Below are 23,987 nucleotides of genomic sequence, written 5' to 3'. Positions count from 1 at the left end.
ATTATAAATATTGGTTACTTAAACTTTTTCAAAGTTAGGAAAGATAAGAACAAGTAGTATCCACCCATCGGTAATAGGTGGATAAGATGAAGTAGAAAATTTACCTAAATTATTATAATACAATATATTGTATATAAAAAATGAAAGTCAAAAAGTGGATAAGAAAGGTTGTTTGACGTATTATCAACGTATCATCATCAAGCGGCTTTCAAAGTCCTCACGAGAAATCCGCGCCTTATTCTTGACTTTTGCGCGATAATTATAAATTGTATTGACGGAATAACGAAGGAACTCTGCAATCTTTGAACTGTCATCAATACCCAGACGTATCAATGCAAAAATACGAAGTTCCGTATTCAGCAATTCGCCCTTACGAAGTATTATCCGCTCTTCGGGTTGCAACAAATCGTTGAACTTCTCCACAAAATCGGGGAAAAGATGAAGGAAAGCCGTATCAAAGTTCTCATACAACTCTTTTAGGCCGGTATCCAACACGTCACGTGAACGTACCATTTTCAATAATTCTTCAGTTTGCCCCGATGAAATCTTCTTATTCACCATACGCCGGTATGTATCCAGACGATCAATATAGATGGAACATAAGTTCAAGAAACGTCCGATATATTCTTCCTTGATATGATTGGAAATCTCCAGTTGCTCATTACTCTGTTGCAAATGGTTACGCGCCACAGAAAGACGTTTCATTTGGTTGTAAATATAGAATACAGCCACTATCAGCAAAAGGGTCAACGCACTAATCAAAATGAGGTACATGCGTAACCTTTCGCTCTGCTTCTCTTGCATTGCCTGATAGGTGAGATCTATCAACGACAGAATACCTGCCGTCTGAAGGCTGCGGCTACGGGCGTTATAGCGATTAGTCTCACTCCAAGAAAAACGGATGTACTGGTAGGCACGCTCAATGTCACCCTCCTCATAGAGTAATTCTGCCAAATTCCAAAGAGAGGCATGGTCTGTAATCGCCAGCCGGACATCGGTCAAGGCAGACAACATGAGATATCGTTTTTCTTCCTCCCTATTCCCCATCTGCCGGTAAAGACGGGAACGATGGTAAGTAACCAAAGCATACTCCGGAGTATCGGGCGGAGTACTTGCCAGGCGAACGTCATTAATTTGCAGAGCTTCTTCCACACGTCCGGCCGTAGCCGCCCGCATTTCTTTACGCTCCAGATAAAGAGAAGAGGTGGGTGGAAGCACCTGCATCAGGGAGTCATCATAGCATGCGGCTAACTGCTGATATTGTCTGCGGAAAGAAATATCCTGTGCATAAGCTCCCGACTCACTGTAGAGACGGCGATAGCATCTATAATATTCGGGTAATAAACGAGCAGACAACGTGGCGCGTTTCACTTGCCCCAACAATTCAAACGCTTCCTGATACATACCCGTAGAAGCCATCAGGTAGGCAGACTCCAGACGGGTTTCATCGACAAATTCCTGTAATCCGCGATACTCGGCCCAACGTAAGTTACAATTCAGATAATGAATGGCAGAATCGCAAAGATAGGCTTGGTATTCCTTATAAATTTCCCCATTCCATCGAAAAAAGTCAATACTTGAGGTATCTGTCTCCAACAGTTGTTGTTTCAATCCTGCTATGCGGCTTTCACGTATACCGACAGATTGTTCATGCTCACAGATAGCCTCATCCAATGAAGCTGTCAGCGCAGCAATCGACGTATCATCAACAGAGGCGTCTGCATATTCTACCGTCACCGCCAAAGAAAAACAAAACAACAGCGTTTTCCACTTCATGGCAACAAATATAGCAAGAAATCACACAAAGCTGTATCAACATGAAAAAATCTTTCCTATATTTGCCACTTCAACCCCCAAAACTATTATGCAATGAAAAACTTAACACTTCAACGGGTTGCCGCGGTAGATGTATTCCGCGCACTCACCATGTTCCTCATGCTCTTTGTCAATGACATTCCGGGATTGAAAAATGTTCCCCACTGGCTGATGCACGCCAAAATGGATGAGGACATGCTTGGATTTTCGGATACAATCTTCCCTGCCTTTTTATTCTGTATGGGTATGTCGGTATCATTTGCCATCCAAAACCGATATAAAAAAGGAGATACGACATTACAAGTCATCGCGCACATCTTCTGGCGTACAGTAGCATTACTTACCATGGGAGTATTTTCACTCAACAACGGTGGTATAGAAGGCGGACTTTCGTATCCGTGGTTCACTATACTTATGGTTATCGGATTTTTCCTGACATGGGGAGTTTATCCAAAGTCGGAAGGTATTAAAAAATCCCTTTTCACCGGAATGAAAGTAATGGGGGTACTATTATTGGCTTTCCTCATAATATATAAAGACATTAATGGGAAACCGTTCCAAACAGGTTGGTGGGGTATCCTCGGATTAATCGGTTGGACGTATGCCGTATGTGCGGGAATTTATCTGTTTACACGAGAAAGCCTGCGAAATAACGCCATTGTCTGGTTTGTGGTGATGGTACTTGCTGTTGTCAGCCATTCTGATTTGATCCCGTGGGAATATGGCAGCCGTATTGTTCTGTTGCCATTCATCCCCAGCGACTGGACATTACATGCTTTTGGCATGTCAGGATTACTGACTTCCCTTCTGATGCAACGTTATGCTAATCGTGAACACCCGGGCAAATTCATCAGTACGCTTTGTGTCCTTGGCACGGGAATGTTTATCCTTGCGCTAGTTTCACATCCTTATTGGATTATTTCAAAAATACAGGCTACCCCCTCCTGGCTATTCTATTGCCTTGCCATGTTCTTTCCACTTTTCGGTTTCTTCTATTGGCTGACGGACGTTAAAAACAAGACAAATTGGTTCAATGTGATTAAACCTGCCGGTACAGCAACGTTGACATGCTATACTCTGCCATATGCATGGTATTCCGCTCAACAGATACTAGACTGGTGGTATCCTGAAGTTCTGGGAAGTGGCATACCGGGATTACTTAAATCGCTTGTCTTTTCACTCATTATCGTCCAACTAACAGGATTATTGGTGAAAGTCAAAATTAAATTGAAGGTATAACCAGAATAATAAAATGATCAGTAAAACATCAGGTATATGTTACAAATACAAGCTCCTAACAACGAAACGCGGGTATTGCTGCATAGCTGTTGCGCTCCGTGTTCGTCGGCCATCATTGAATGTATGTTGGAAAACGGTATCCGCCCAACTGTATTTTATTGCAATCCCAACATTTATCCGCAGGAAGAATATGAGATACGGAAAAATGAGGCTATCCGCTTTGTAACTTCCAAAAACCTCGATTTCATCGATGTAGATTATGATTATGCGTACTGGCTACATACTATGAAAGGATTGGAAAAAGAACCGGAACGCGGTGGACGATGTCTGAAATGTTTTACCTTGCGCTTGACAGAAACTGCCCGTTATGCTGCCGAACATGGATTTTCAGTTTTTACCACAACCCTCGCCTCTTCCCGCTGGAAAAGCCTGGAGCAAATAAACGATGCAGGACGGCATGCCTCCGCCCTGTATCCGGGTACTATCTTTTGGGAACAGAACTGGCGGAAAGGCGGACTACAAGACCGCCGTAACCAGCTCCTCAAAGAATATGACTTTTATAACCAGCAATATTGCGGATGCGAATTCAGCATGCGACGGCTGGAACAAGAGAAAAAATAAACTAAATACCCGTATCCACCGGGTTTTCATCCGGGAACAAAGGACTGTAAAGAATGGTACGTTTCAAAACCTGAAGCTTGCCGTCCTTTACATATTCTTCACCTCTTTCGGACAAATGCTTCACCATCGCTTCACGCATAAGTAACAATTGGGACTTATACTTCTTGTCTTTGGCCACATCTTTCAATTCATGCGGATCTTTAGACAGATCGAATAATTCTTCTTCACCCGTATGGAAACGCCAGGTATATTTTAGTTTTCCGTCTGTCAGTGCGCACCAGTAATTGTCATCACTATAACAAGTGGAGTGTTCCAAATCCAAATATTTACGCCATTTTCCCGTATTACCATTCATCAAGTTGAGCAATGACTGTCCGTCCATATCAGCAGGTACTGTTCCTCCTGCCATTTCAAGGAAAGTGGGTAACAAATCACGTAGTTCTACCGGTGTTTCAATCTTGGTTCCCTTGTCAAAATTATATGTAGAGGGCCACTTCACAATATAAGGAACATGAGATGAACCTTCGTATGGATAGGTCTTGCGCCAATGATGGTGGTCACCCAACATATCACCATGGTCGGATATATAGCAAATTAAAGAATTATCGTACATCCCCTGCTCTTTCAGAGTTTGAATTACCTTACCAATTTCTTCATCGATAAAAGTCACGTTGGCATAATAATAGCGACGGGAGTTCTTGGCATATTCCTCACCGAAATTCCCGAACGGAGCATCTTTTTTGGCAGTAGCTACATCTTGAGGTACGGCATAGTCTTTATCCTTACACCATTCCCCTATAAACGGCGCAGGTACATCCTTGTCTTTATATAAATCGACCAAACGCTGTGGCGGGTCGTAAGGGCTATGCGGACGGGCAAAAGAGACTTTCAGGAAAAGTGGCTGTCCGGTACCTTTCTTGTAATTACGGATTATTTCACAAGCTGTCTTTCCGGTCCAAGCAGTAGGATGTAACTCTTCCGGTAACTTATACGTCCCTGCACCATGAGCATTCCAACCAATACCGGTTGAGTCAGGGTTTAATCCCGGAGCCTGCATCTGGAACCACAAACGGTAGTCGCTGATAAAATCTTCTGACTCCACTCTGCCGCTTTCATCTACCAACGTACCGTGGAAACCATGCAATGCTTTTTGCGGAAACCAATGCATTTTACCTATACCGAAAGTATAGTAATCAAGGTCGCGTAACATCCGCGGCATTTCATAACGATAATGACTTCCTACTCTTCCATAACCCAACATACCATGATGCCACGGAGACAACCCCGTAAGTAATCCCGAACGTGCAGGCGTACTACTCGGTGTAGAAGAATAACCATTCATAAACAATGTACCATCTGCAGCCAAAGCATCCATATTAGGGGTTATCACAGAAGGATTTCCCATGCAGTTCACGGCATCACCGCGATGCTGATCCGAAATGATGAGAATAATGTTGGGCTGCTGTGCAAGTGCCTGTTGATGTGCAGCAAATGTTCCGGCAAACGTAATTAACGAGGTACTCCAAAGAGGATGTGTTTTCATTATAATATCTATTAAATTATCATACTCAATTAAGTACGCAAATATACATTTTTACAGTCAAATATTAAGCTGATATTTATTTAATTTGTTACATTTGCTAAGTCAAAATCACATAAATCACTCCGTAGATATGAAAAATGCGCTGATATTTCTACTTTCTATTTCGATAAGTATCACAATACAGTCCAGAGACTTTCATTTTAAGCATTTAGGGATACCTGACGGACTTTCTCAAACTTGTATATATTCCATTTACCAGGATGAAATCGGCGCCATGTGGTTCGGTTCGTCCGAAGGCTTAAACCGTTATAACGGTAAAGAAATAAAAATATACCAACCCTCACAGGACAAACAAGGTTTGACGAATAATGAAATCAATGAATTATGCGGTGACAAAAAGGGACATATCTATATCCGTTCCGGTAATGACCTTGTCATATTCAATATTTACAAAGAACAATTTACTTGTCTGCGAAAGGATGATGTAAAAGGTTTGTTCTGCAAAAACGATACATTGTGGGTAATTTGTAATAATGACATCTATACTTATCTTCCAGAGAAACCATCTTTACAGTTATTTGCATCTTTACCAGATAGTTTAGGCGAAGGAAGAGCCGTCCATGTAGATGGAAAACATGCATGGGTCGTCACTCACAACCATCTGATACGTATAGACCTGGAAAAAAAATCATCGATGAAAGTAATAATCCATTTCGAAAAGGGTGGAAGATGTATCACCAAAGATCGTTCGGGAAATATATGGGTAGGTACCTGGAACGGTTTGTATCGAAGGGATACGAAGGGAAATATCCATTATTATACCGATAAATCCAAAGATAGAGGATTGTCGGATAATCAGGTTCGATGTGTTACAGAAGATATCAACGGTAATATATGGATAGGGACTTTCAGAGGGCTTGACTGCTATAATCTTGCCAAAAACGAATGGAGCCACTATGTACATCAGGACTATTCTCCCAATAGTCTCAGCCATAATTCGGTATATGCTCTTCACAAAGATAATCATAATAATATCTGGGTAGGCACTTATTATGGCGGCGTTAATGTTTTTACCCCGTACCACTTCAATAAACAATTTTATACAGCCTCTTTGGAACATAAAGATTGTCTGAGTTTCCCATTCGTAGGTAAAATGACAGAAGATGACTCCGGAAACTTATGGATATGTACCGAAGGAGGGGGATTGAATAAACTGGACATTTCTACCGGCAGTTTTTCACGCTATACTCATCAGGAGGATAATCCGCAAAGCGTGGGAAACAATAATCTGAAAACAATCTATTATCATCAGCCTAATCAACGTTTATATATCGGTACACATACAGGAGGCTTATCCATTTTCGACATCAACCGCAATACATTTAAGCTTCTGAACAAAGATATGCCCAGTACCATGAAGATTGCAGGTAATATCGTCAATGAAATACGGAAATATAAGGATGGACTTGCTATACTGACACAAGGCGGTTTGTTTTTTATGGATCTACAAACCGAAAGTTTCTCTCCTCTTTCAGACCAACCTGAGATAAAACAATTATTGGAAAAACAGTATTCTTACGAAACATTCTTTATCGATAGTCAGGAACGGCTTTGGCTGGCTCTTTCTATGGGCGGATTGACATGTATAGATTTACCTACCGGCAAAATAGAACATTATCAAACCAATGCAGACAATCCTTCTTCCATAGGAAAGTTCAGAGTAGTGCACATCTTTGAAGACAGTCGTGGAGAAATTTATTTCGGTACTATCGGATCGGGGCTGTTCAAGTATCAGCCTCAAAGTCATTCGTTCAAGGTATATAACACACAGAACAATTCTCTTCCGAATAATTATTGTTATTATATTCAGGAATCGCCCATTAGCCACAAGTTACTATTGCTCTTGAATAGAGGACTGTCGATATTCAACCCGGAGACAGAAACAGTAGAGCAAACCTATCGCCTGTTTCAGCAGAGTTATAGTCAGGGTTCCACATTATATATAGCCAAAGATGGTACCATATACATAGGTGGTACTAACGGATTAGCTTCCTTACCGGAACAATATCTGTACACTACCCCTGACGAAGGGAAACTATGTTTTGAAAAACTATTGATATTTAATCAAGAGGTCTTGCCTGACGATGCTACCGGTATCTTGAAGCAGACTCTTGCCAGAACCTCAGACATCAGGTTAAAACATAACCAAAATAATATCACTGTCACATTCAGTACTTTCAGTTATCTTCTGGAACGTGATCATATATTTGAATATTATTTTGAAAATCTGGATAACCACTGGACTCAGACAACAGGTAATTCTATCACTTATACCAATATTCCACCCGGAAATTATACATTGCGTGTTCGTTCAGCAGATACTGTTTCTGCATCTGATCAGGGAATAGCCCTAAACATTCATGTAGCCGCACCTTTTTATGCCAACCCATACGCTTATACCTTGTATGCCTTATTATTCATGGGAGTATTGTATATTTTCTTCCTTTTCAAATTACGGCAAACCCGCCTACAGTCTTCTCTGGAAAGTGAGAAAAAAGAAAAAGAACGTATTGAAGAGCTGAACCAAAGTAAACTACGTTTCTTTACGAATATTTCGCATGAATTCCGTACTCCGCTTACACTTATCATAGGCCAACTGGAAGCAATCATGCAAATTAATAAATTAGAACCATCTATTTACAAGCGTATTTTGCGTGTATATAAAAATGCTTGGCACATGCGTAGCCTTATCACAGAGTTGCTTGACTTCCGTAAGCAAGAACAAGGATATCTTAAACTCAAAGTCGAAAAACATGATTTGGTTTCCTTTACTCACGAAATCTACAGCAGCTTTTATGAATACTCGCAAATAAAAAATATCAATTACAGTTTTAAACATGCAGAGGAAACTCTCGACGTTTGGTTCGATCCGGTACAATTGCAAAAAGTTATATTCAATCTGTTATCTAATGCATTCAAATATACTCCGAAGGATGGTAACATCACAGTTAGCCTGCACCATACATCCACTCAAGCCATCATCACAGTCAGCGACGACGGTCCGGGTATCCCCGAAGAAGCTATCAACAAAATATTCGACAGATTTTATCAAGCAGATTCTACTTCCTCGGCATTTAGTCTTGGTACAGGAATAGGCTTAGCGTTAGCTAAAGGTATTATGGAAGCGCATCATGGAAAAATTGAAATAAAGAGTGTGGTTAATGAGGGAAGTAATTTTATACTGTCATTACTTTTAGGAAACCAGCATTTCAATAAAGAAGATTTCGCAATCAATAAGCAACAACCTGATGTGATAAGCATGGAAAATATTACCCCGGATTTTCCTGTGGAAACATTCACTCCGGAAACAGCTCCCGAAATTAATAGAAGTACCTCAAAACCTATTCTTCTTTTAGTAGAGGACAATGAGGAATTACTTGAAATGCTCAATGATATGTTCAGTGCATTCTATGAAGTACATACAGCCCGAAATGGCCGTGAAGGACTGGCAGCTGTAGAACAAGTACAACCGGATATTATTGTAAGCGATGTGATGATGCCTGAAATGTCTGGTAAAGAGATGTGTTACAAATTGAAGAATAATGTCGAGTTCTCTCATATCCCCATTGTGTTACTCACCGCACAGAATTCAGTGGAATATATCGTAGAAGGATACATGTTTGGTGCTGACGATTATGTAACGAAACCCTTCAACGTGAAAATTTTACTGGCACGTTGTAGTAATCTGATCCGTAATAAACAGCAAATCATAGCCCACTATTCTAATTTGCCCGCTACAAAAATTACTGAATCAATACCTGCTGTAAGTGCAACAGATAAAGAATTATTAGATAAAAGTATCGCTATCGTCAAGAAAAATTTCGATAGTCCCGACTTTGATGTCACCTCGCTGGCATCCGAACTCTGCATGGGGCGCAGTAAGCTTTATACACAGTTCAAACAGATGATAGGGTTGACTCCCAATGAATTTATCCTAAAAGTGAAACTGGATGAAGCAATGTCCATGCTCAAGAGTCAACCGGAATTGAATATCTCGGAGATATCCACTACTCTAGGTTTTTCATCCCCACGATATTTCAGTAAGTGTTTCAAGGCATTTTTTGGAGTATCACCACAAAGAGTAAGAAAAAAATAACAATCAATCTTCTCTATTTTACAATAATTCAGTAATAACAGAAAAAGAATAATTAGAGAAATACTGCATAAAAAAATACTTTATCTTTATTTTATATAAATGTAGAAGCGATATCAACTTTATATTTGATATCGCTTCTATTTAAGAGAATTTAGACTAAGTCAGAAATCGTGGATGTTTATCAGAAAGGAAATATATATCTGATAGATTATCTATAGTCATTAGTTTCATAATGATGAAACCTGAAAGCTCAATTTTGTTTTCGTACGACTAATTATTTAAAAACCACTAAAAAAGAGAGGGTAAAAATACCCTCTCCCAACAATAAATTTATTTCATCTTACCATTCCGGGTTCTGGCCTAACTCTGGATTTTTAGAACGAACAGCCGTTGGTATAGGACGTAAATAATCTTTTTTAGGATTAAATACACGCTTTTCTGCTGCATAATTAGTTCCCGCATATACATCTACATAATGTTTTCCATCAACTTCATAAGTATATACAGGAGCAGCTGCTGCAGGATCACCCGGTTTATAAACACGTCCAGTTATTTTACCCTCTGTATCACGTTGGATATAACGTTCATTGTCATAATCAGAATCCTCAAAACGGATACCTAATACACGTTCTTTTAGCTTATCACCTTGTGCCCAACGCATTAGATCTTGGTAACGTAAATTTTCAAATGATAATTCAACGCGACGTTCACGGCGAATTTCAACAAGATCAGAAGATATACCTAAATCTGCATATTTAGGATCCATCGGTGGATTTAAGGTCATATGGGGCATATCAACACGATCACGTAATACGTTAATAGTCTTATCTAGATCCGTTTGCTCCAATGTTCCCAACTCAGCCTTAGCCTCAGCTAAACTTAATAGGACTTCAGCATAACGGATAATCGGGGCATCATGAGTCTCGTTTCCATAACCTTTTTTATCTTGCTCAAGAATGTAATACTTAATCAAATGATAACCTGTAGCACTTGGCCAACTACCCATATCACCTAAACGCGGAAAACTTTTACTTCCCATATTTGTATTAAGAATACTTGCTTGATCACCCGGTTTAAGGAAAGTCTGAGCCATACGGGGGTCACGGTTAGCAAATGTCTTTTCCGGCGTGCTATCATCAAATGTAAGACTTAAACCTGTTGGCAAAGCTGTTCCATCCGGTTCCTTACACAGAAAATCATCTGCAAAATCTTTTGTTCCACCTGCTCTAATGTTAATAATATATCCACATTGGCGATGCATTAACAGACCTTTCGCATATTTTCTGTACATAATCATTTCCGGATTACCCTCTAAATCATCTGAAGTGAAAAGAGTAGCATAATCTTTATCAGGATTACCCGTATCATATATCTTGTATCCTAAAGTCATACATTCCTCAGCTGCAGACACAGCTTCTTCCAACCAACTCTCATAGTCGGCTTTATCACTCAGGTTATGATACTTCCGATATGTTCCTTCATATAAGCAAATACGTGCCTTCAAAGCCAAGGCTGTTCCCCTCGTAACACGATTAGGAAGATTTCCCGGCCATGCATCAGGCAAATTCTTACATGCGTTATCAATATCTATCAATACTTGAGCCATAACATCTTTTCTTGGAGTACGGCCTACATACAATTCTGGAGAATCTGTAGTTAAAGCATGAGTAATCAAAGGTACATCACCATATTTTTGTACTTTATCAAGATAAAACCAAGCACGGAATAGAGATGCTTCACCAAAAAAACCTTTTTTAAGCGTAACTTCAGTAGTACTGGCAACTTTTACCTTATCATAATTATCCATGAAAGTATTGATACGATGAAGCGCAGTCCATACCCAACCACCATATAAAGGGCTATTATAATTGGAAGGAATTGTTTCCAATCCTGCAGCAATAGCAGAGGCCCAAGTTTGTGATCCATCCACCGTAGCATAATTATCAGACATTGCCTCAATAGGAATTACACTATTTGTTTTTCCATTATAAGCATTATTGGTAAAGCCCAAAATAAAGTTATAATTGTCAGTACCAGCATTATCAGAAACTGCATTGTAAATACCATTACAAAAACTCTGAAGGTCTGCTGTAGTATTCCAAAAAGTCTGGGAGTTCAAATCATTAGTAGGAGTACGTTCCAAAAATGAATCATTACAGGAAGTACTTACTAAAGCAACGACACCCAATAAAACTGATTTACTAAATATATTTTTCATTGTTTTCAATTTTAGAAAGTTAGATTAACACCGAATGAATATGTTCTCATGAAAGGATACAGCATTGTACCATTTCCACGGGCAGCCTCGGGGTCGTATGGGCCCTTAATTTTAGAGAACTCAAACAAATTTTCAGCACTAATATAAACAGTTGCCTGAGATAAAAATACCTTCTGAATCCATTCTTTTGGCAAATTCCATCCCAAAGAAATATTCTTCATACGCAAATATGAAGCATCTTGTAAATAACGAGTTTGTTTTTGGCGGTTACGTTCATCTTTGGCTATTGGACGTGCAAAATAAGCATTCGGATTACTTTCACTCCAAGAATTCTCCAAGAACCATTTTTGAGTATTATAGTATTCTGTAGCAGCCGGCCAGAACGGTTGACCAGATGGCCAAAAATCACGTTTACCCACTCCCTGCATGAATATATTCAAATAATAGTTCTTATAGGTCAGATTAGCAGTAATACCATATTGATAACGTGGAGTAGTATTACCGATAATCGTCAAGTCTCCATGATCTTCTAAAGTATTCTTACCATTACTGATTTCTTTATCACCATTAAGATTCTTATATTTAATATCTCCAACTTTCCAAGTTGTATTCTTAATCTTACTCTGTGTAGGATGATTAGCTATTTCCTCCTCCGTTTGGAAAATACCTTCAGTCTCATAACCCCAAATTTCTCCAATCTTTTCACCTACATAATGAGTAGTCAAAGAATTAGTTGGATTATTGTATTTAGTAATTTCTGCTTGAGAGTCAGATAATATAAAACCAAGTGAATAGCCAAAATCCTTTCCTATTTTATCTTTCCAACTCAAAGAAAGTTCCCATCCATTCGTACGCAATTCAGCTAAATTGGAAGGAGGAGCAGTAGTACCCAATACTTCAGGATATGACACTTTAATCAACATATCCGAGGTAGTACGCTGATAATAGTCAAAACTAAAATCTAAACGTTGATTAAAGAATGTCGCATCCAAACCAACATTGACAGTCTTTGCTTTTTCCCAAGTAAGATCTGGAGTCACTAATGCACCAGGATTTAAATATAATGCCTTTTCATCTCCAAATATCCAGTTTCCAGATGTTCCTGAACTGATAAATGGAATATATGGATAATATTTAGTATTTCCCGACCAATCACTCGCTGTCAGCATCTGATTGCCCAATTCACCATAAGAAGCACGAATCTTCAAATTATCCAACCAAGAACGAGTAGACTGCATAAATGGTTCCTCACTGATACGCCATGCAGCAGAAAAAGAAGGAAGGAATACAAAACGATTATCAGATGGGAAACGTGAAGTACCATCATAACGTCCATTTACCTCAAACAAATAACGGTCATTATAAATATAATTCAAACGGAAAAATGCACCACGCAACGCCCATTCATAACCATCATCGCTAACAGTTTGCTGACCTGTTCCCAAACCTAATGCAGGTTGGTTTTCGTTCAACAATCCTTTACGTTGAGCAGAGAATGTGGAATATTTCGTCAACTCTTGATTATATCCCAACATACCCTTCAAATAATGTTTTTCTTTGAATGTACGTTCATATTCTGTATAAGCATTAAATGAATAATAGTTCTTATCAACATTAGTCCACTTGAAGAAATTATCACCTGTGTCACCATTTGTAGCCTGAAAATCTTTTGTCCAGAATGTTAATGTCTTCTTATGATCTGAATTACGCTTATAATTTAAATTATAAGAGAAATCCACGCGGGCTTTCCAGCCTTTCATAAACTCAAAATCGGCACTTGCAGTAGCCCAAATATCATGGGTCTTGTTATTGGTACGACCACCATCTTTCAGCATGGCATAAGCATTATTTTGGGCATACATTCCATCCCATTCATCCAATTCAGGATAACGGCTATCTTTGTGCCATGGCTCAACCACATCTGTCGGTGAAGAAAATACAACGGACTGCCACACATCATCTTTATATTTATAAGGCTTATCATGAGTAGCATAGTTATACATTACTTTTGCTCCCAATTTCATCCAAGAAGTAGTTTGATTCTCAACAGTTAAACGAGTGTTCAGTTGTTGATACTGATCTTCGCCGACCTTATATAAACCTCTTTGGTCTAAATAACCAACTGAAGAATAAAACTTAGTCTTTTCATTTCCACCGGAAATAGTAACATTATGACGATGAGTAGGACTAACCTTTCTCAACATCTTTTCTCTCAAATTACTAAATCCATAAAAACGAAGAGAACCATTCACCATTTCATATTCAGGATTGTTCTCAGGATCAGCATCCCATGCTTTCATCTTTTCAATATAAGCAGCATCCCACAAACGGTTTACACTACCATTATCACAGGCCTGATTAATAAATTCAGCGTGCTGCCAACTGTGTTCCACCATATCAGGCATAACCGTTGCTTTTGAAATAGACACATTACCAGAATAAGATATGGAAGTTTTCATGTCCTTACCAGCACTCTTAGTCGTAACCAATACAACACCATAAGCTGCACGTACACCATAAATAGCAGATGCTGCCGCATCCTTTAACACAGTTACACTTGCAATATCATTAGGATTAACTAAATCCAAGCTCATTTCCACACCATCTACCAATACCAGCGGACTACCACCATTAATAGAAGTGGTACCACGAACATTCAAAGATGCACTCTGTCCAGGTTCACCACTTGTGTTTGTAATTTGTAAGTTAGGAATGGTACCTTGCAGTGCACTCGCAGAAGAAGTAATAGGACGGGATTCCAATACTTTTGAATCTACCTGTCCGATAGACCCTGTCAAGTTTACCTTCTTTTGAGAGCCATAACCTACTACTACAACTTCTTCCAAAGCTTTGGCGTCCTCACTTAATGTAATTTCAAACGTATTCTTACCGGCTACTTTTATTTCTTGAGTAACATAACCGATAAAAGAGACCTGCAATACTGCATTTTCAGGAACATTAGATAGAGTAAAATTACCGTCCATATCGGTAATTACACCATTGGTTGTTCCTTTTACAAGAACATTAGCACCCGGAACAGGACCGAAATTGTCCATTACAACACCTTTTACTGTTTTACTACTTTGTTCAATAGTTTGAACAGCGTCGACTCCGGAAGAATTTCCATTACTCATAGGATTTGCTGCTACACCAGCACTTGCCAATGCCCAAACAGCACAGAATAAAATCCTTTTTGAGAAATCAAGAGAGACTCTTTTTTTCATAAGTACAATAGATTAATTATTAATTAGATTAAGATAACGTTTATTTTTAGCTTTTAATCTTTCGCTGCAAATATATGTAATTTAATAAAACAGGAAATTAATTCCCTGTTTAAATGTTATGGTTTTATAATATTATGGAAAATTAGATACCTATCACGGACGTTTTGGGCACATTATAAGACGAATTTGACCATCTTTTACCGTTTTTTTTAAGATTATTCCAATTCGTGTATAAGCCGGACCATTCACTTGGATAGTATCTGATGTTAATTCTACCTCCCCAGACGCATCTATTGTAACAAGCATCTGTTCATTACCTACCGCCAGCAGAAGATGATTGGCATCTATCTGCTTCCAGTCGGCGGATGTGGTTAATGCTGTTTCGAATCGGATAGGTGCATTAGCAAAAAACTTATCTTCAACTGTAAAACTACCGACATCAGTACGGTCGTAGGTAAATGTACGGAGTAATTTCTCTAATTTGGGGGTATTGTAAGCTGAAGTTAAATCTATGGAAAATAGATCTTTAGTCCTTGTCAGTTCTCTATTTAGTACTATCGCTTGTGCTCTAGCACCAGTTACTTGCTGCAAACCATCTACTAAAGGTACCGGATGGCCGAAAGAACCTTTAATAGGATATTTATCAGGAGCATCTGCCGAAAAGTAATCACCGGGATAAGAAAAAGGACCGCCCTGATCACCGGCAACTGTTTCTCTTCCTAAAGAAACAGCATAAGAACCAATGTCATTATGGTTATGATTTTCTGCATTATTACCACCCTTTGCCGAAATGGCAAGATCACAATTACTTTTTTCAGACGGACGAGCTACCAAGATACCCGCCTTTTCGTAAAAGGTATGAAGAGGATCATATTCTTCTTGTATAGCTTGTTTTATTTCATCACTTTGTTCCAACTTCCATGCTTGATTAGGGAAAAATTCAATACTATAAAGAGAAAGGTTTCTGCCATTGGAAGGAAATACACACTTCTCAAAATAAGGAGCAGTACCCAATACATTGTCACAGTAATTATTTATAAACCAATCGACAGTCAGACCAATCCTACAATCGGAATAGGCAGGACAAATACCGTTCAACATTTGTATTTTTTTTCCATATTGTGCAATACGCACAAATTTCGGCGTACGAAAGAAATCCACTTTACCTTGCGTAGCACGGCAAACCTCTTCTCGAAGCAATATATAAGCACGAAAACCATAATTATAATACCCTACTCCTTCACTACAATAACCATCATCCGCATAACCTTTCATCCCATAAACATGATATTTCTCGGCTGCCGCAACAAAATAAGCACGTTCTTCTCGATCGGGTAATAAAGCAAGAGCAGCTCCCGTAACACCTGCCAAGCAGACCGAATTCCAATTATTGGTCACTGTAAACCACCAGAAAGGCTTATTGGTTTCCAGGCATCGATGAATAGGACGGAAAACTTTCTCCCGGAAAGCACATTGAACGCGAGCTCTCACCTCGGGTGATAGACGGTCGCCCAGCAGCGATACACACTGAGCAATTCCATTTCCTGCCGTGGCTACAACAAGATCCACATAGTAATCGGTTCCATTATAATTTTGCAAACTGCGGTCATGAGCCGGAATAGACCACGGTTTCTGTTCACACAAAGCAATCAAAGCTTTTTCTATTGCCGGGATATAACGGCGACGATTTTCCAGACATTCTGCCAGTGTCAATTTATAAAGATACTGAAAACGTGCATTCATCATATTTTCACCCGGCAAACGGACATTGGTTTTATTGAGGTGTAAATAAAGTGAATCGACAAATGGCGGTATTCCTTGCTTCAACAATCCGGGAACTTCCTTCAATAATTCCTGTGCGTCGGCATCTTGCTTCATTTGTTCCCAGAAACTGCGGTCTTTATAAGATACACCTATACCTTGAGGAGTTTCCGGTAGAAGGGTAGCGATTTCGCGTACCCTTACTGATGATATATTGACATTCTGTGTTTTTGTATCTTGTACCAAACGATACATTTCAGTACCGGCCAATAAAAATGCTCCGGGGCCATATACTTCCGTCATTTCCCGGGTTACTTTCTTCGGATCAGCACCAATGGGTTGCACATATCCTAATTTTCCGTCTTCTTCTACAGCAGAAAGTAAAGCGCTCCAACCTTTTTCCACAATCGGCAGAAAACGTTCACGTGGCAATAGTCCTTCATTAACACCATAAGCCAAGGCATACACAAAAAAACCGGTAGCACTGGTTTCAGGAGAAGGATAAGCATCCAGATCGAGCATACTTGCATGCCAAAAGCCGTCTTTACCCTGGCAACGCACTACACGTTCTGCCATGCGGACAAACAAATCCTGATAAAACGGACGATATTTACTCCCCTCCGGCAATCCGCGAAGTAATTCCACCAGTCCGCCAAGAACCCAACCATTACCACGCCCCCAGAAAACTTTGGCTCCATTCGCCTCTTTCCGGCTGATATAGCGGTGATCGCGATAAAAAAGACTGTCAGCTTTATCGAACAGATTATTATAAGTAGCCTTATACTCTTTATCCATAAACCGGATAAATTTCTTGTCACCCGTTATATTATACAGATGTAAATATACCGGTGGAGCCATAAACAAAGCATCGCACCAAGTCCAATGTTCCAACGTCGACACATCCGAATAATTCAAGACAAAAGAACCTTGTGGCGGATTGGCTATCACCCACTCGGTACGCGCACGTGTTGGAATCAGCATTTCCGGCCGCTTATATTTATCATACATCAAAAGATAGGTTTGCGCCACACAGATATCATCGGCATGATACATCCGCTTATCTACCTGCCAATAATTACGGCGTCCAAGACGCATTAGCCAATCAAAATAAAAAGAATCCCGGTTATCACGCTCCGCTATTCCAGCCCAGCGACATAAACCCAAATAGAAAGTAGCATTTACCCAGTTCAAATCACCATAGGGAACTTCTTTGATATGAGCAATCTGCCAATCGGCCACCCGTCGCATAGCCTGTCTCACCTCTTGCCGTGTCTGAGACTGTACCTGAAACAGGTATGCCCCCAATAAAACAAATAATAAGGATAATAGTGACTTTCTCATAATAAAAGATTGTTTTTCGGATGCAAAAATACGTAACTTCCCATTTGAGACATACACTTATTTTCCATACATATGCCCTTATTATCCATTAAGGCATTTGATGCATGTTTTTTATACGATATAAATAACCATTTTTTATTATTCCCAGTAATTTTGTCATTAACAGATAAAAACAGTAAGGCTTCTTTTTTTATTAAAGAAGTACTACCTTTAGCCCAACTAAAATATAAAAACAAATGAAAACACTCAAACGAATTGCACTCATTGTCTTTCTGGCAATTGCACCGTCCTCAATGATTCAAGCACAATGCAGCATTCAACAATGGTTATTATCACGCAGTTGGAGTAACGGCTTCAATGCCTTGCCCGATGTCTGTACCAACTTAAAAGAATTTCACGATCAATACCAAAAGAACCAACCACAATGGGACGCCATGTTCAAGTGGCTGGCTACACACGACCTTCAAAGTATCCCTGCCGGTAAACACTCGATAGAAGGTACCTCATTGGTTGTCTCAGTAGAAGATAGTGAAAACCAACCTTTGGAAAAACGCGCGTCCGAGTCACATTATCATCACATCGACTTTCAATATGTAGTGAAAGGCAGCGAACGTTTCGGGCTTTTAGACCATGACAGTTCCTATCCCAACTGTGCTTATAAGCCGGACGCGATCCACTATAGCTATGACATAAATAAAACCATGTTCATAGACTCTACTCCCGAACGTTTCTTCCTGTTTTTCCCCAGTGACTGGCACATAGCCAAAGTCCGTACGGACAAAGAGTCGCAATCCATACGCGTAATCGTTGTAAAACTGGACTACATAAAATAATTTTTATTCAATAAATATCTTAATACTTAAAAACAATCAAAACATGAGAAAATTTACCTTTTCACTGCTTTTATCATTTATTGCAGTGTGTTTCATCTCCACTCCCTGCCAAGCAAAGGGAAAAGCAAAGCATGTCATTTTAATAGGTCTCGATGGTTGGGGTGCATACAGTGTCCCCAAAGCGGAAATCCCCACTATCAAACAGTTGATGGCAGAAGGTTCCTATACATTAGAGAAACGTTCTGCCCTGCCTTCTTCCAGCGCTATCAACTGGGCATCCATGTTCATGGGAGCCGGCCCGGAGTTGCATGGATACACAGAATGGGGTTCCAAGACTCCGGAATTGCCTTCACGAGTACTGAATGAACACGGCATCTTCCCCACAGTCTTCCAATTACTACGCGATGCACAACCGGAAGCGGAAATTGGTTGTCTGTACGAATGGAATGGAATTAAATATCTCGTTGACACGCTAGCTCTGAGTCATCATGCCAAAGCTCCCGATTATAATCAACATCCGGAAGCATTGTGCGGTATGGCCGAAAAATACATCAAAGAAAAAAAACCGACATTACTCGCCGTTTGTTTTGACAACCCCGACCACGTAGGACATAAGGCAGGGCACGACACTCCTGAATACTACGCTAAATTGAAAGAACTCGATACATACGTCACCCGTATCGTACAAGCTGTAAAAGACGCAGGAATGTTAAAAGAAACTATCTTTATCGTTACTTCAGACCACGGAGGTATCAAAAAAGGCCATGGAGGAAAAACGATGCAAGAAATGCAGACTCCTTTCATCATTTCCGGAAAGAACGTGAAGAAAGGACTGGAATTCCACGAAAGCATGATGCAGTATGACGTAGCATCTACAATCGCCTATATCTTCGGATTGAAGCAACCGCAAGTGTGGATAGGCCGCCCGATGAAACAGGTCTTCAAATAAGACACTTATTGATAAATAAGTGTCGAGAGATAATCTTCTGCAAACATTTCGTTTGCCACTTCCAATAAAATCTCCGGAGTGAGTTGTTCGATACGTCGAAACACCGCTTCGGAGGTTTCGTATTTATTATAGTGCAAGAAAGTCTTACCCATACCCAAGGCATTATTCTCGTTATTATCCGAAGCCACACCTATTTGTCCGATAAGTTGCTTTTTAGCAGCCGTAAGCTGGGAAGAGGTCATCTTGACATCGCGCATCAATTTCAGCTCCTTATAGACTAGGTGTTTACAAAGATCGGAATCTTCGGGATCACAACCGAAATAGATACAGAAAGTACCCGTATCCGTATAGGAGGTAAGGTTGGATTCTACATTATAGACCAGCCCACGACGCTCGCGGAGCGACACATTCAGGCGACTATTCATACCGGGACCTCCCAGAATATTATTCAACAGATAAAGCGCTGTCCTCTTATCATCGTATGCATTATAGCCACGACTACCAATCATGACATGTGCCTGATGGGTATCCTTATGCAACACAAGATGTTGCGGAACATAAAAGGGCGGCGGAGTACGGCGGTTATCCACCGTAACAGCAGGAATATCGGTCAACAGCTTTTCCGCCCAGCGCACCACTTGTTTAAAATCCATATTACCCAGAACGAAAAAGACCATATTGCCCGGATGATAATAACGGGAAGTGAACGAAGCAGCATCTTCACTGCGGAATGTTTTCAATAGTTCGGGATTACCCAGAATGTTGTGTCCCAACGGGTGTTCGCAAAATATCAGGTCCTCAAAATCATCGAATATCAGTTCGGAAGGATTGTCTTCGTATGATTGTATTTCATCGATAATAACTTCCGTTTCCTTTTCTATCTCACGTTGCGGAAAGGTAGAATGAAATACAATATCCGTCAGCAACTCAAAGGCACGTCCAAAGTGCTCGGTAAGGAAAGCCGAATAAATCATGGTCTCCTCCTTATTAGTATAAGCATTCAGGTCGCCACCCACATTTTCCATACGGTTCAGGATATGCCATGCCTTGCGTTTCTTTGTTCCTTTGAAGATAAGATGTTCCACAAAGTGCGCCATTCCATGTTCATTTTCAAACTCATCGCGTGTTCCGGCATCTACGGCAAATCCACAATATGCCACTTTAGAGAGTGACGGCTCATGAATGATACGCAAACCATTCGGCAAAGTATATTGATTGGTTCCCGGCGTTATTTTTTCTATTAACTTCTTCATTCTGATATCTCAAACAATTAGTGGGCACAAAGATAACGCAAACCGAAATCAGTACAAAGCAAGCATGCTTGTTTTTAGTGATGAGGTGCCGCCTATCTTCATATCAATAAAAATACAATAAAACTTATTGCCATTTATGGAAAATTACAGATATTTGTAGGCTATAACCTAACTACTAACAAAATTCAAAATAATGATAGAATCCATTCAGGAGCTTTTGCAGAAAGAAGCACAAGCCGTATTGAACATCCCTGTGACGAATGCATACGAGAAGGCAGTAGAGCTTATCGTTGAGCAGATACACCGTAAAAAAGGCAAGCTGGTTACTTCCGGCATGGGAAAAGCAGGACAGATAGCTATGAATATAGCCACGACTTTCTGTTCCACAGGTATACCTTCTGTTTTTCTACATCCCAGCGAAGCACAGCATGGAGATCTCGGCATCTTACAGGAAAACGATTTGTTGTTGCTTATCTCCAATTCCGGCAAAACCCGTGAAATCGTGGAATTGACGCAGTTGGCCCACAACTTGAACCCGGATTTGAAATTTATTGTAATTACCGGAAACCCGGACAGCCCGCTGGCACATGAGTCCAACGTATGTCTCAGTACCGGAAAACCTAAAGAAGTCTGTGCCTTGGGCATGACTCCCACTACATCCACTACCGCAATGACAGTGATTGGCGATATTTTGGTAGTACAGACAATGAAAGAGACCGGATTTACAATCGAAGACTACTCCAAACGCCATCATGGCGGTTACCTTGGAGAAAAATCAAGGTCATTATGCGTAAAGTAATCGGTATTGGCGAAACTATATTAGACATTATCTTTCAGAATGAACAGCCTACGGCAGCAGTGCCGGGCGGTTCGGTATTCAACGGTATTGTCTCACTGGGACGGACAGGAGTCCCCATCAGTTTCATCAGTGAAACGGGTAATGACCATGTGGGAAATATTATCTTGCGGTTTATGCGTGACAATAATATTCCAACCGATTATGTCAATGTATTTCCCGACGGTAAATCACCTGTATCGCTCGCTTTCCTGAACGACCGGAGCGATGCGGAATATATTTTTTATAAAGATTACCCCAAACAACGGTTAGATGTCATATTTCCACGTCTTGCAGAAGACGATATCGTGGTTATCGGTTCTTATTATGCTCTAAATCCTGTGTTGCGCGACAAAGTATTGGAGTTGCTCGATCAGGCACGGGAGAAAAAAGCAATTGTCTATTATGACCCGAACTTCCGTTCTTCGCATAAAGAAGAAGCTCTCAAACTGGCACCTACCATTATAGAAAACCTGGAATATGCGGATATTGTACGTGGTTCACAGGAAGACTTTTTCTACATGTACAACCAGTGTGATGCGGACAAGATTTATAAAGACAAAATAAAGTTTTACTGTCCCAACTTCCTATGTACGGCAGGAGCGGAACAGATTTCACTCCGTACAAAAAACATTTCCAAAGAATATGCCATTCCGCCACTGGAGGCGATAAGTACTATCGGTGCAGGCGACAATTTCAACGCAGGTATCATCTATGGTTTGTTGAAATATGATGTACGCTACGAAAACCTGAATAACATAGATGAAGCCACTTGGGATAAAATCATCCGTTGCGGTATGGAGTTTGCGGCAGAAGTTTGCATGAGCCTCAACAATTCCATATCAAAAGAATTTGCGGAAAAGTATAAATACTGATCCTGCCGCAGATTTACCTTCGTTCAACATCGCTTTTGCTTATCATAATAAGGTATAACCACGGATTTATATGGATTTGAATTCTTAACGCAGTGAAAGAACTAATAAAAAATCTGTGTAAACCCGTGTAATCTGTGATAAAAGTTCTCAAAATAATTATATTTGCCATAAGACGACTTTAGAGAGTTACGAATTATGTACAAAAATCTGTTGAACTGCCTTGCTCTGGTATTGCTGCTGTCATCGTGCAGTGGTATCGCTCCCCACATCTCCGTTGTATGCGAAGAGAATAATGTAGGAAATTGTATTGTAAAATGGGAAACGGCTCCTGTCATCAAAGGAAACGTAAAAGTATATGCTTCGACCGACCCGGACTTGATCCCTGAAGATATTCCTGTTGCCATAGCAAGCATTTCCGATCAACGGATGACGATTATTACCACCGATCCTACCCAACGTTATTATTATACATTGGTGTTTGCAGACAAATACCGCGTGAAGATTGCCACCCGAAACATCAATATTCCCGGTATACAGAATTTCCGTGACCTGGGTGGCTATGCCTCCCATACCACCCAGAAAAAAGTCCGTTGGGGCATGTTATACCGTTCCGCCGAGATCGACAGTCTGGAGTGCTGTTCGCGTAAAGAGTTAAAAAATATCGGCATCAAGACCATCATCGATTTACGCACTTCTGCCGAATATGGCAAAACCACCCCTCTCCAAAAAAAGTTTAAAGTCGTACATATCCCTATCGCCATCGGAGACATGCAAAACATCCTGAAAGGTATTCAGCAGGAAAAGATAAAAAGTGATACCGTTTACCGGATGGTAGAACAGATGAATCGGGAAATAGTAGACCAATATACCAAGGAGTTTCATCAGATTTTCGAGATACTGCTGGACAAGAACAACTATCCGGTAGTTGTTCACTGCTCTTCGGGTAAAGGACGTACCGGCATCGTCTCTGCCTTGATACTCGCCGCACTCGGCGTAAACGAAGATATCATCATGGAAGACTATCGTCTCAGCAATGACTACTTTAACATTCCAAGCGCTTCCAAGTACGCTTATCAATTACCGGTACGCTCACAGGAAGCTATCACAACCTTGTTTTCCGCCCGCGAAGATTTCCTGAATGCGGCGAAAGACGAGATCGAAAAGAAATATGGCGATATAGACACCTATCTACAGAAAGGCATAGGGTTAAGCAAAAATGAGATAAAAAGACTACAAAGCATTCTGTTAACTGATAATGAATAATTGATAGCGGATAATGAACTGTAAATAGTAAACTTTGAAGGTAATCACATAATTATCAGTT

At 40.2% G+C, this 23,987-nt stretch carries 14 protein-coding genes; 8 read left to right on the top strand and 6 right to left on the bottom strand.

Features of this window, described 5'->3' with window-relative positions:
- Positions 1-183 precede the first annotated feature (183 nt).
- Positions 184-1,776, bottom strand: coding sequence for a DUF6377 domain-containing protein (locus DXC10_RS02120; protein WP_117737253.1), 1,593 nt, complete (start codon positions 1,774-1,776; stop codon positions 184-186).
- A gap of 93 nt (positions 1,777-1,869) precedes the next feature.
- Between DXC10_RS02120 and DXC10_RS02115 the strand changes: the two genes are divergently transcribed.
- Together DXC10_RS02115 and DXC10_RS02110 are read left to right on the top strand one after the other, a co-directional pair.
- Entirely contained in the window at positions 1,870-3,054 is a 1,185-nt protein-coding gene (locus tag DXC10_RS02115) for a DUF5009 domain-containing protein (protein ID WP_117737252.1), read from the top strand.
- 36 nt (positions 3,055-3,090) lie between these two features.
- Positions 3,091-3,675 carry an epoxyqueuosine reductase QueH gene (locus tag DXC10_RS02110; protein WP_117737251.1) on the top strand — a complete coding sequence of 195 codons (585 nt, stop codon included), beginning with the start codon at positions 3,091-3,093 and terminating at the stop codon, positions 3,673-3,675.
- Position 3,676: 1 nt separating this feature from the next.
- Here the strand turns inward: DXC10_RS02110 and DXC10_RS02105 are convergent, their stop codons facing one another.
- A complete protein-coding gene (locus DXC10_RS02105; RefSeq protein WP_117737250.1) occupies positions 3,677-5,218 on the bottom strand; it encodes an arylsulfatase in 1,542 nt (513 codons plus the stop codon).
- A 130-nt stretch (positions 5,219-5,348) separates the two neighbouring features.
- On the opposite strand from DXC10_RS02105, the gene DXC10_RS02100 reads away from it, so the two are divergent.
- Positions 5,349-9,374 carry a two-component regulator propeller domain-containing protein gene (locus tag DXC10_RS02100; protein WP_117737249.1) on the top strand — a complete coding sequence of 1,342 codons (4,026 nt, stop codon included), beginning with the start codon at positions 5,349-5,351 and terminating at the stop codon, positions 9,372-9,374.
- 340 nt (positions 9,375-9,714) lie between these two features.
- On the opposite strand, the gene DXC10_RS02095 is transcribed toward DXC10_RS02100, so the two are convergent.
- The 3 genes from DXC10_RS02095 to DXC10_RS02085 all read right to left on the bottom strand — a co-directional run bounded on the left by DXC10_RS02095 (position 9,715) and on the right by DXC10_RS02085 (position 17,918).
- Complete coding sequence (locus DXC10_RS02095; protein ID WP_101542088.1) at positions 9,715-11,592, bottom strand: RagB/SusD family nutrient uptake outer membrane protein; 1,878 nt, start codon at positions 11,590-11,592, stop codon at positions 9,715-9,717.
- Positions 11,593-11,603: 11 nt separating this feature from the next.
- Positions 11,604-14,816: a TonB-dependent receptor gene (locus DXC10_RS02090; RefSeq protein WP_101542087.1), complete on the bottom strand. Its 3,213-nt coding sequence runs from the start codon at positions 14,814-14,816 to the stop codon at positions 11,604-11,606.
- A gap of 153 nt (positions 14,817-14,969) precedes the next feature.
- A complete protein-coding gene (locus DXC10_RS02085) occupies positions 14,970-17,918 on the bottom strand; it encodes a glycoside hydrolase family 88 protein (protein WP_117737248.1) in 2,949 nt (982 codons plus the stop codon).
- A 236-nt stretch (positions 17,919-18,154) separates the two neighbouring features.
- On the opposite strand from DXC10_RS02085, the gene DXC10_RS02075 reads away from it, so the two are divergent.
- The gene (locus DXC10_RS02075; protein ID WP_117737247.1) at positions 18,155-18,751 is read left to right on the top strand and encodes a YhcH/YjgK/YiaL family protein; all 597 of its coding nucleotides are present in this window, start codon (positions 18,155-18,157) and stop codon (positions 18,749-18,751) included.
- Positions 18,752-18,794: 43 nt separating this feature from the next.
- Complete coding sequence (locus DXC10_RS02070) at positions 18,795-19,700, top strand: alkaline phosphatase (RefSeq protein WP_101542083.1); 906 nt, start codon at positions 18,795-18,797, stop codon at positions 19,698-19,700.
- A gap of 5 nt (positions 19,701-19,705) precedes the next feature.
- On the opposite strand, the gene DXC10_RS02065 is transcribed toward DXC10_RS02070, so the two are convergent.
- On the bottom strand, positions 19,706-20,953 hold the full coding sequence (locus DXC10_RS02065; protein WP_101542082.1) for a pitrilysin family protein: 1,248 nt from the start codon (positions 20,951-20,953) through the stop codon (positions 19,706-19,708).
- Positions 20,954-21,146: 193 nt separating this feature from the next.
- On the opposite strand from DXC10_RS02065, the gene DXC10_RS02060 reads away from it, so the two are divergent.
- The 3 genes from DXC10_RS02060 to DXC10_RS02050 all read left to right on the top strand — a co-directional run bounded on the left by DXC10_RS02060 (position 21,147) and on the right by DXC10_RS02050 (position 23,926).
- Positions 21,147-21,752 (top strand): SIS domain-containing protein, encoded by a 606-nt coding sequence (locus tag DXC10_RS02060; protein ID WP_101542081.1) that lies wholly within the window; start codon positions 21,147-21,149, stop codon positions 21,750-21,752.
- Positions 21,740-22,663, top strand: coding sequence for a carbohydrate kinase (locus DXC10_RS02055; RefSeq protein ID WP_101542080.1), 924 nt, complete (start codon positions 21,740-21,742; stop codon positions 22,661-22,663). The genes DXC10_RS02060 and DXC10_RS02055 overlap by 13 nt, the downstream gene beginning before the upstream one ends.
- A gap of 195 nt (positions 22,664-22,858) precedes the next feature.
- On the top strand, positions 22,859-23,926 hold the full coding sequence (locus DXC10_RS02050) for a tyrosine-protein phosphatase (RefSeq protein ID WP_101542079.1): 1,068 nt from the start codon (positions 22,859-22,861) through the stop codon (positions 23,924-23,926).
- Positions 23,927-23,987: the final 61 nt, after the last annotated feature.

It is taken from the genome of Bacteroides sp. OM08-11, from assembly GCF_003438665.1.
GTDB classification, from domain to species: domain Bacteria; phylum Bacteroidota; class Bacteroidia; order Bacteroidales; family Bacteroidaceae; genus Bacteroides; species Bacteroides cutis.
Note: the sequence above shows the minus strand (reverse complement) of the source record. Positions and strands in the feature narration are given on the sequence as shown.

Coding starts and splice junctions, on each gene's coding strand:
- DXC10_RS02120 (WP_117737253.1), bottom strand. CDS start 1,776: ATGAAGTGGAAAACGCTGTTGTTTTGTTTTTCTTTGGCGGTGACGGTA.
- DXC10_RS02115 (WP_117737252.1), top strand. CDS start 1,870: ATGAAAAACTTAACACTTCAACGGGTTGCCGCGGTAGATGTATTCCGC.
- DXC10_RS02110 (WP_117737251.1), top strand. CDS start 3,091: ATGTTACAAATACAAGCTCCTAACAACGAAACGCGGGTATTGCTGCAT.
- DXC10_RS02105 (WP_117737250.1), bottom strand. CDS start 5,218: ATGAAAACACATCCTCTTTGGAGTACCTCGTTAATTACGTTTGCCGGA.
- DXC10_RS02100 (WP_117737249.1), top strand. CDS start 5,349: ATGAAAAATGCGCTGATATTTCTACTTTCTATTTCGATAAGTATCACA.
- DXC10_RS02095 (WP_101542088.1), bottom strand. CDS start 11,592: ATGAAAAATATATTTAGTAAATCAGTTTTATTGGGTGTCGTTGCTTTA.
- DXC10_RS02090 (WP_101542087.1), bottom strand. CDS start 14,816: ATGAAAAAAAGAGTCTCTCTTGATTTCTCAAAAAGGATTTTATTCTGT.
- DXC10_RS02085 (WP_117737248.1), bottom strand. CDS start 17,918: ATGAGAAAGTCACTATTATCCTTATTATTTGTTTTATTGGGGGCATAC.
- DXC10_RS02075 (WP_117737247.1), top strand. CDS start 18,155: ATGAAAACACTCAAACGAATTGCACTCATTGTCTTTCTGGCAATTGCA.
- DXC10_RS02070 (WP_101542083.1), top strand. CDS start 18,795: ATGAGAAAATTTACCTTTTCACTGCTTTTATCATTTATTGCAGTGTGT.
- DXC10_RS02065 (WP_101542082.1), bottom strand. CDS start 20,953: ATGAAGAAGTTAATAGAAAAAATAACGCCGGGAACCAATCAATATACT.
- DXC10_RS02060 (WP_101542081.1), top strand. CDS start 21,147: ATGATAGAATCCATTCAGGAGCTTTTGCAGAAAGAAGCACAAGCCGTA.
- DXC10_RS02055 (WP_101542080.1), top strand. CDS start 21,740: ATGCGTAAAGTAATCGGTATTGGCGAAACTATATTAGACATTATCTTT.
- DXC10_RS02050 (WP_101542079.1), top strand. CDS start 22,859: ATGTACAAAAATCTGTTGAACTGCCTTGCTCTGGTATTGCTGCTGTCA.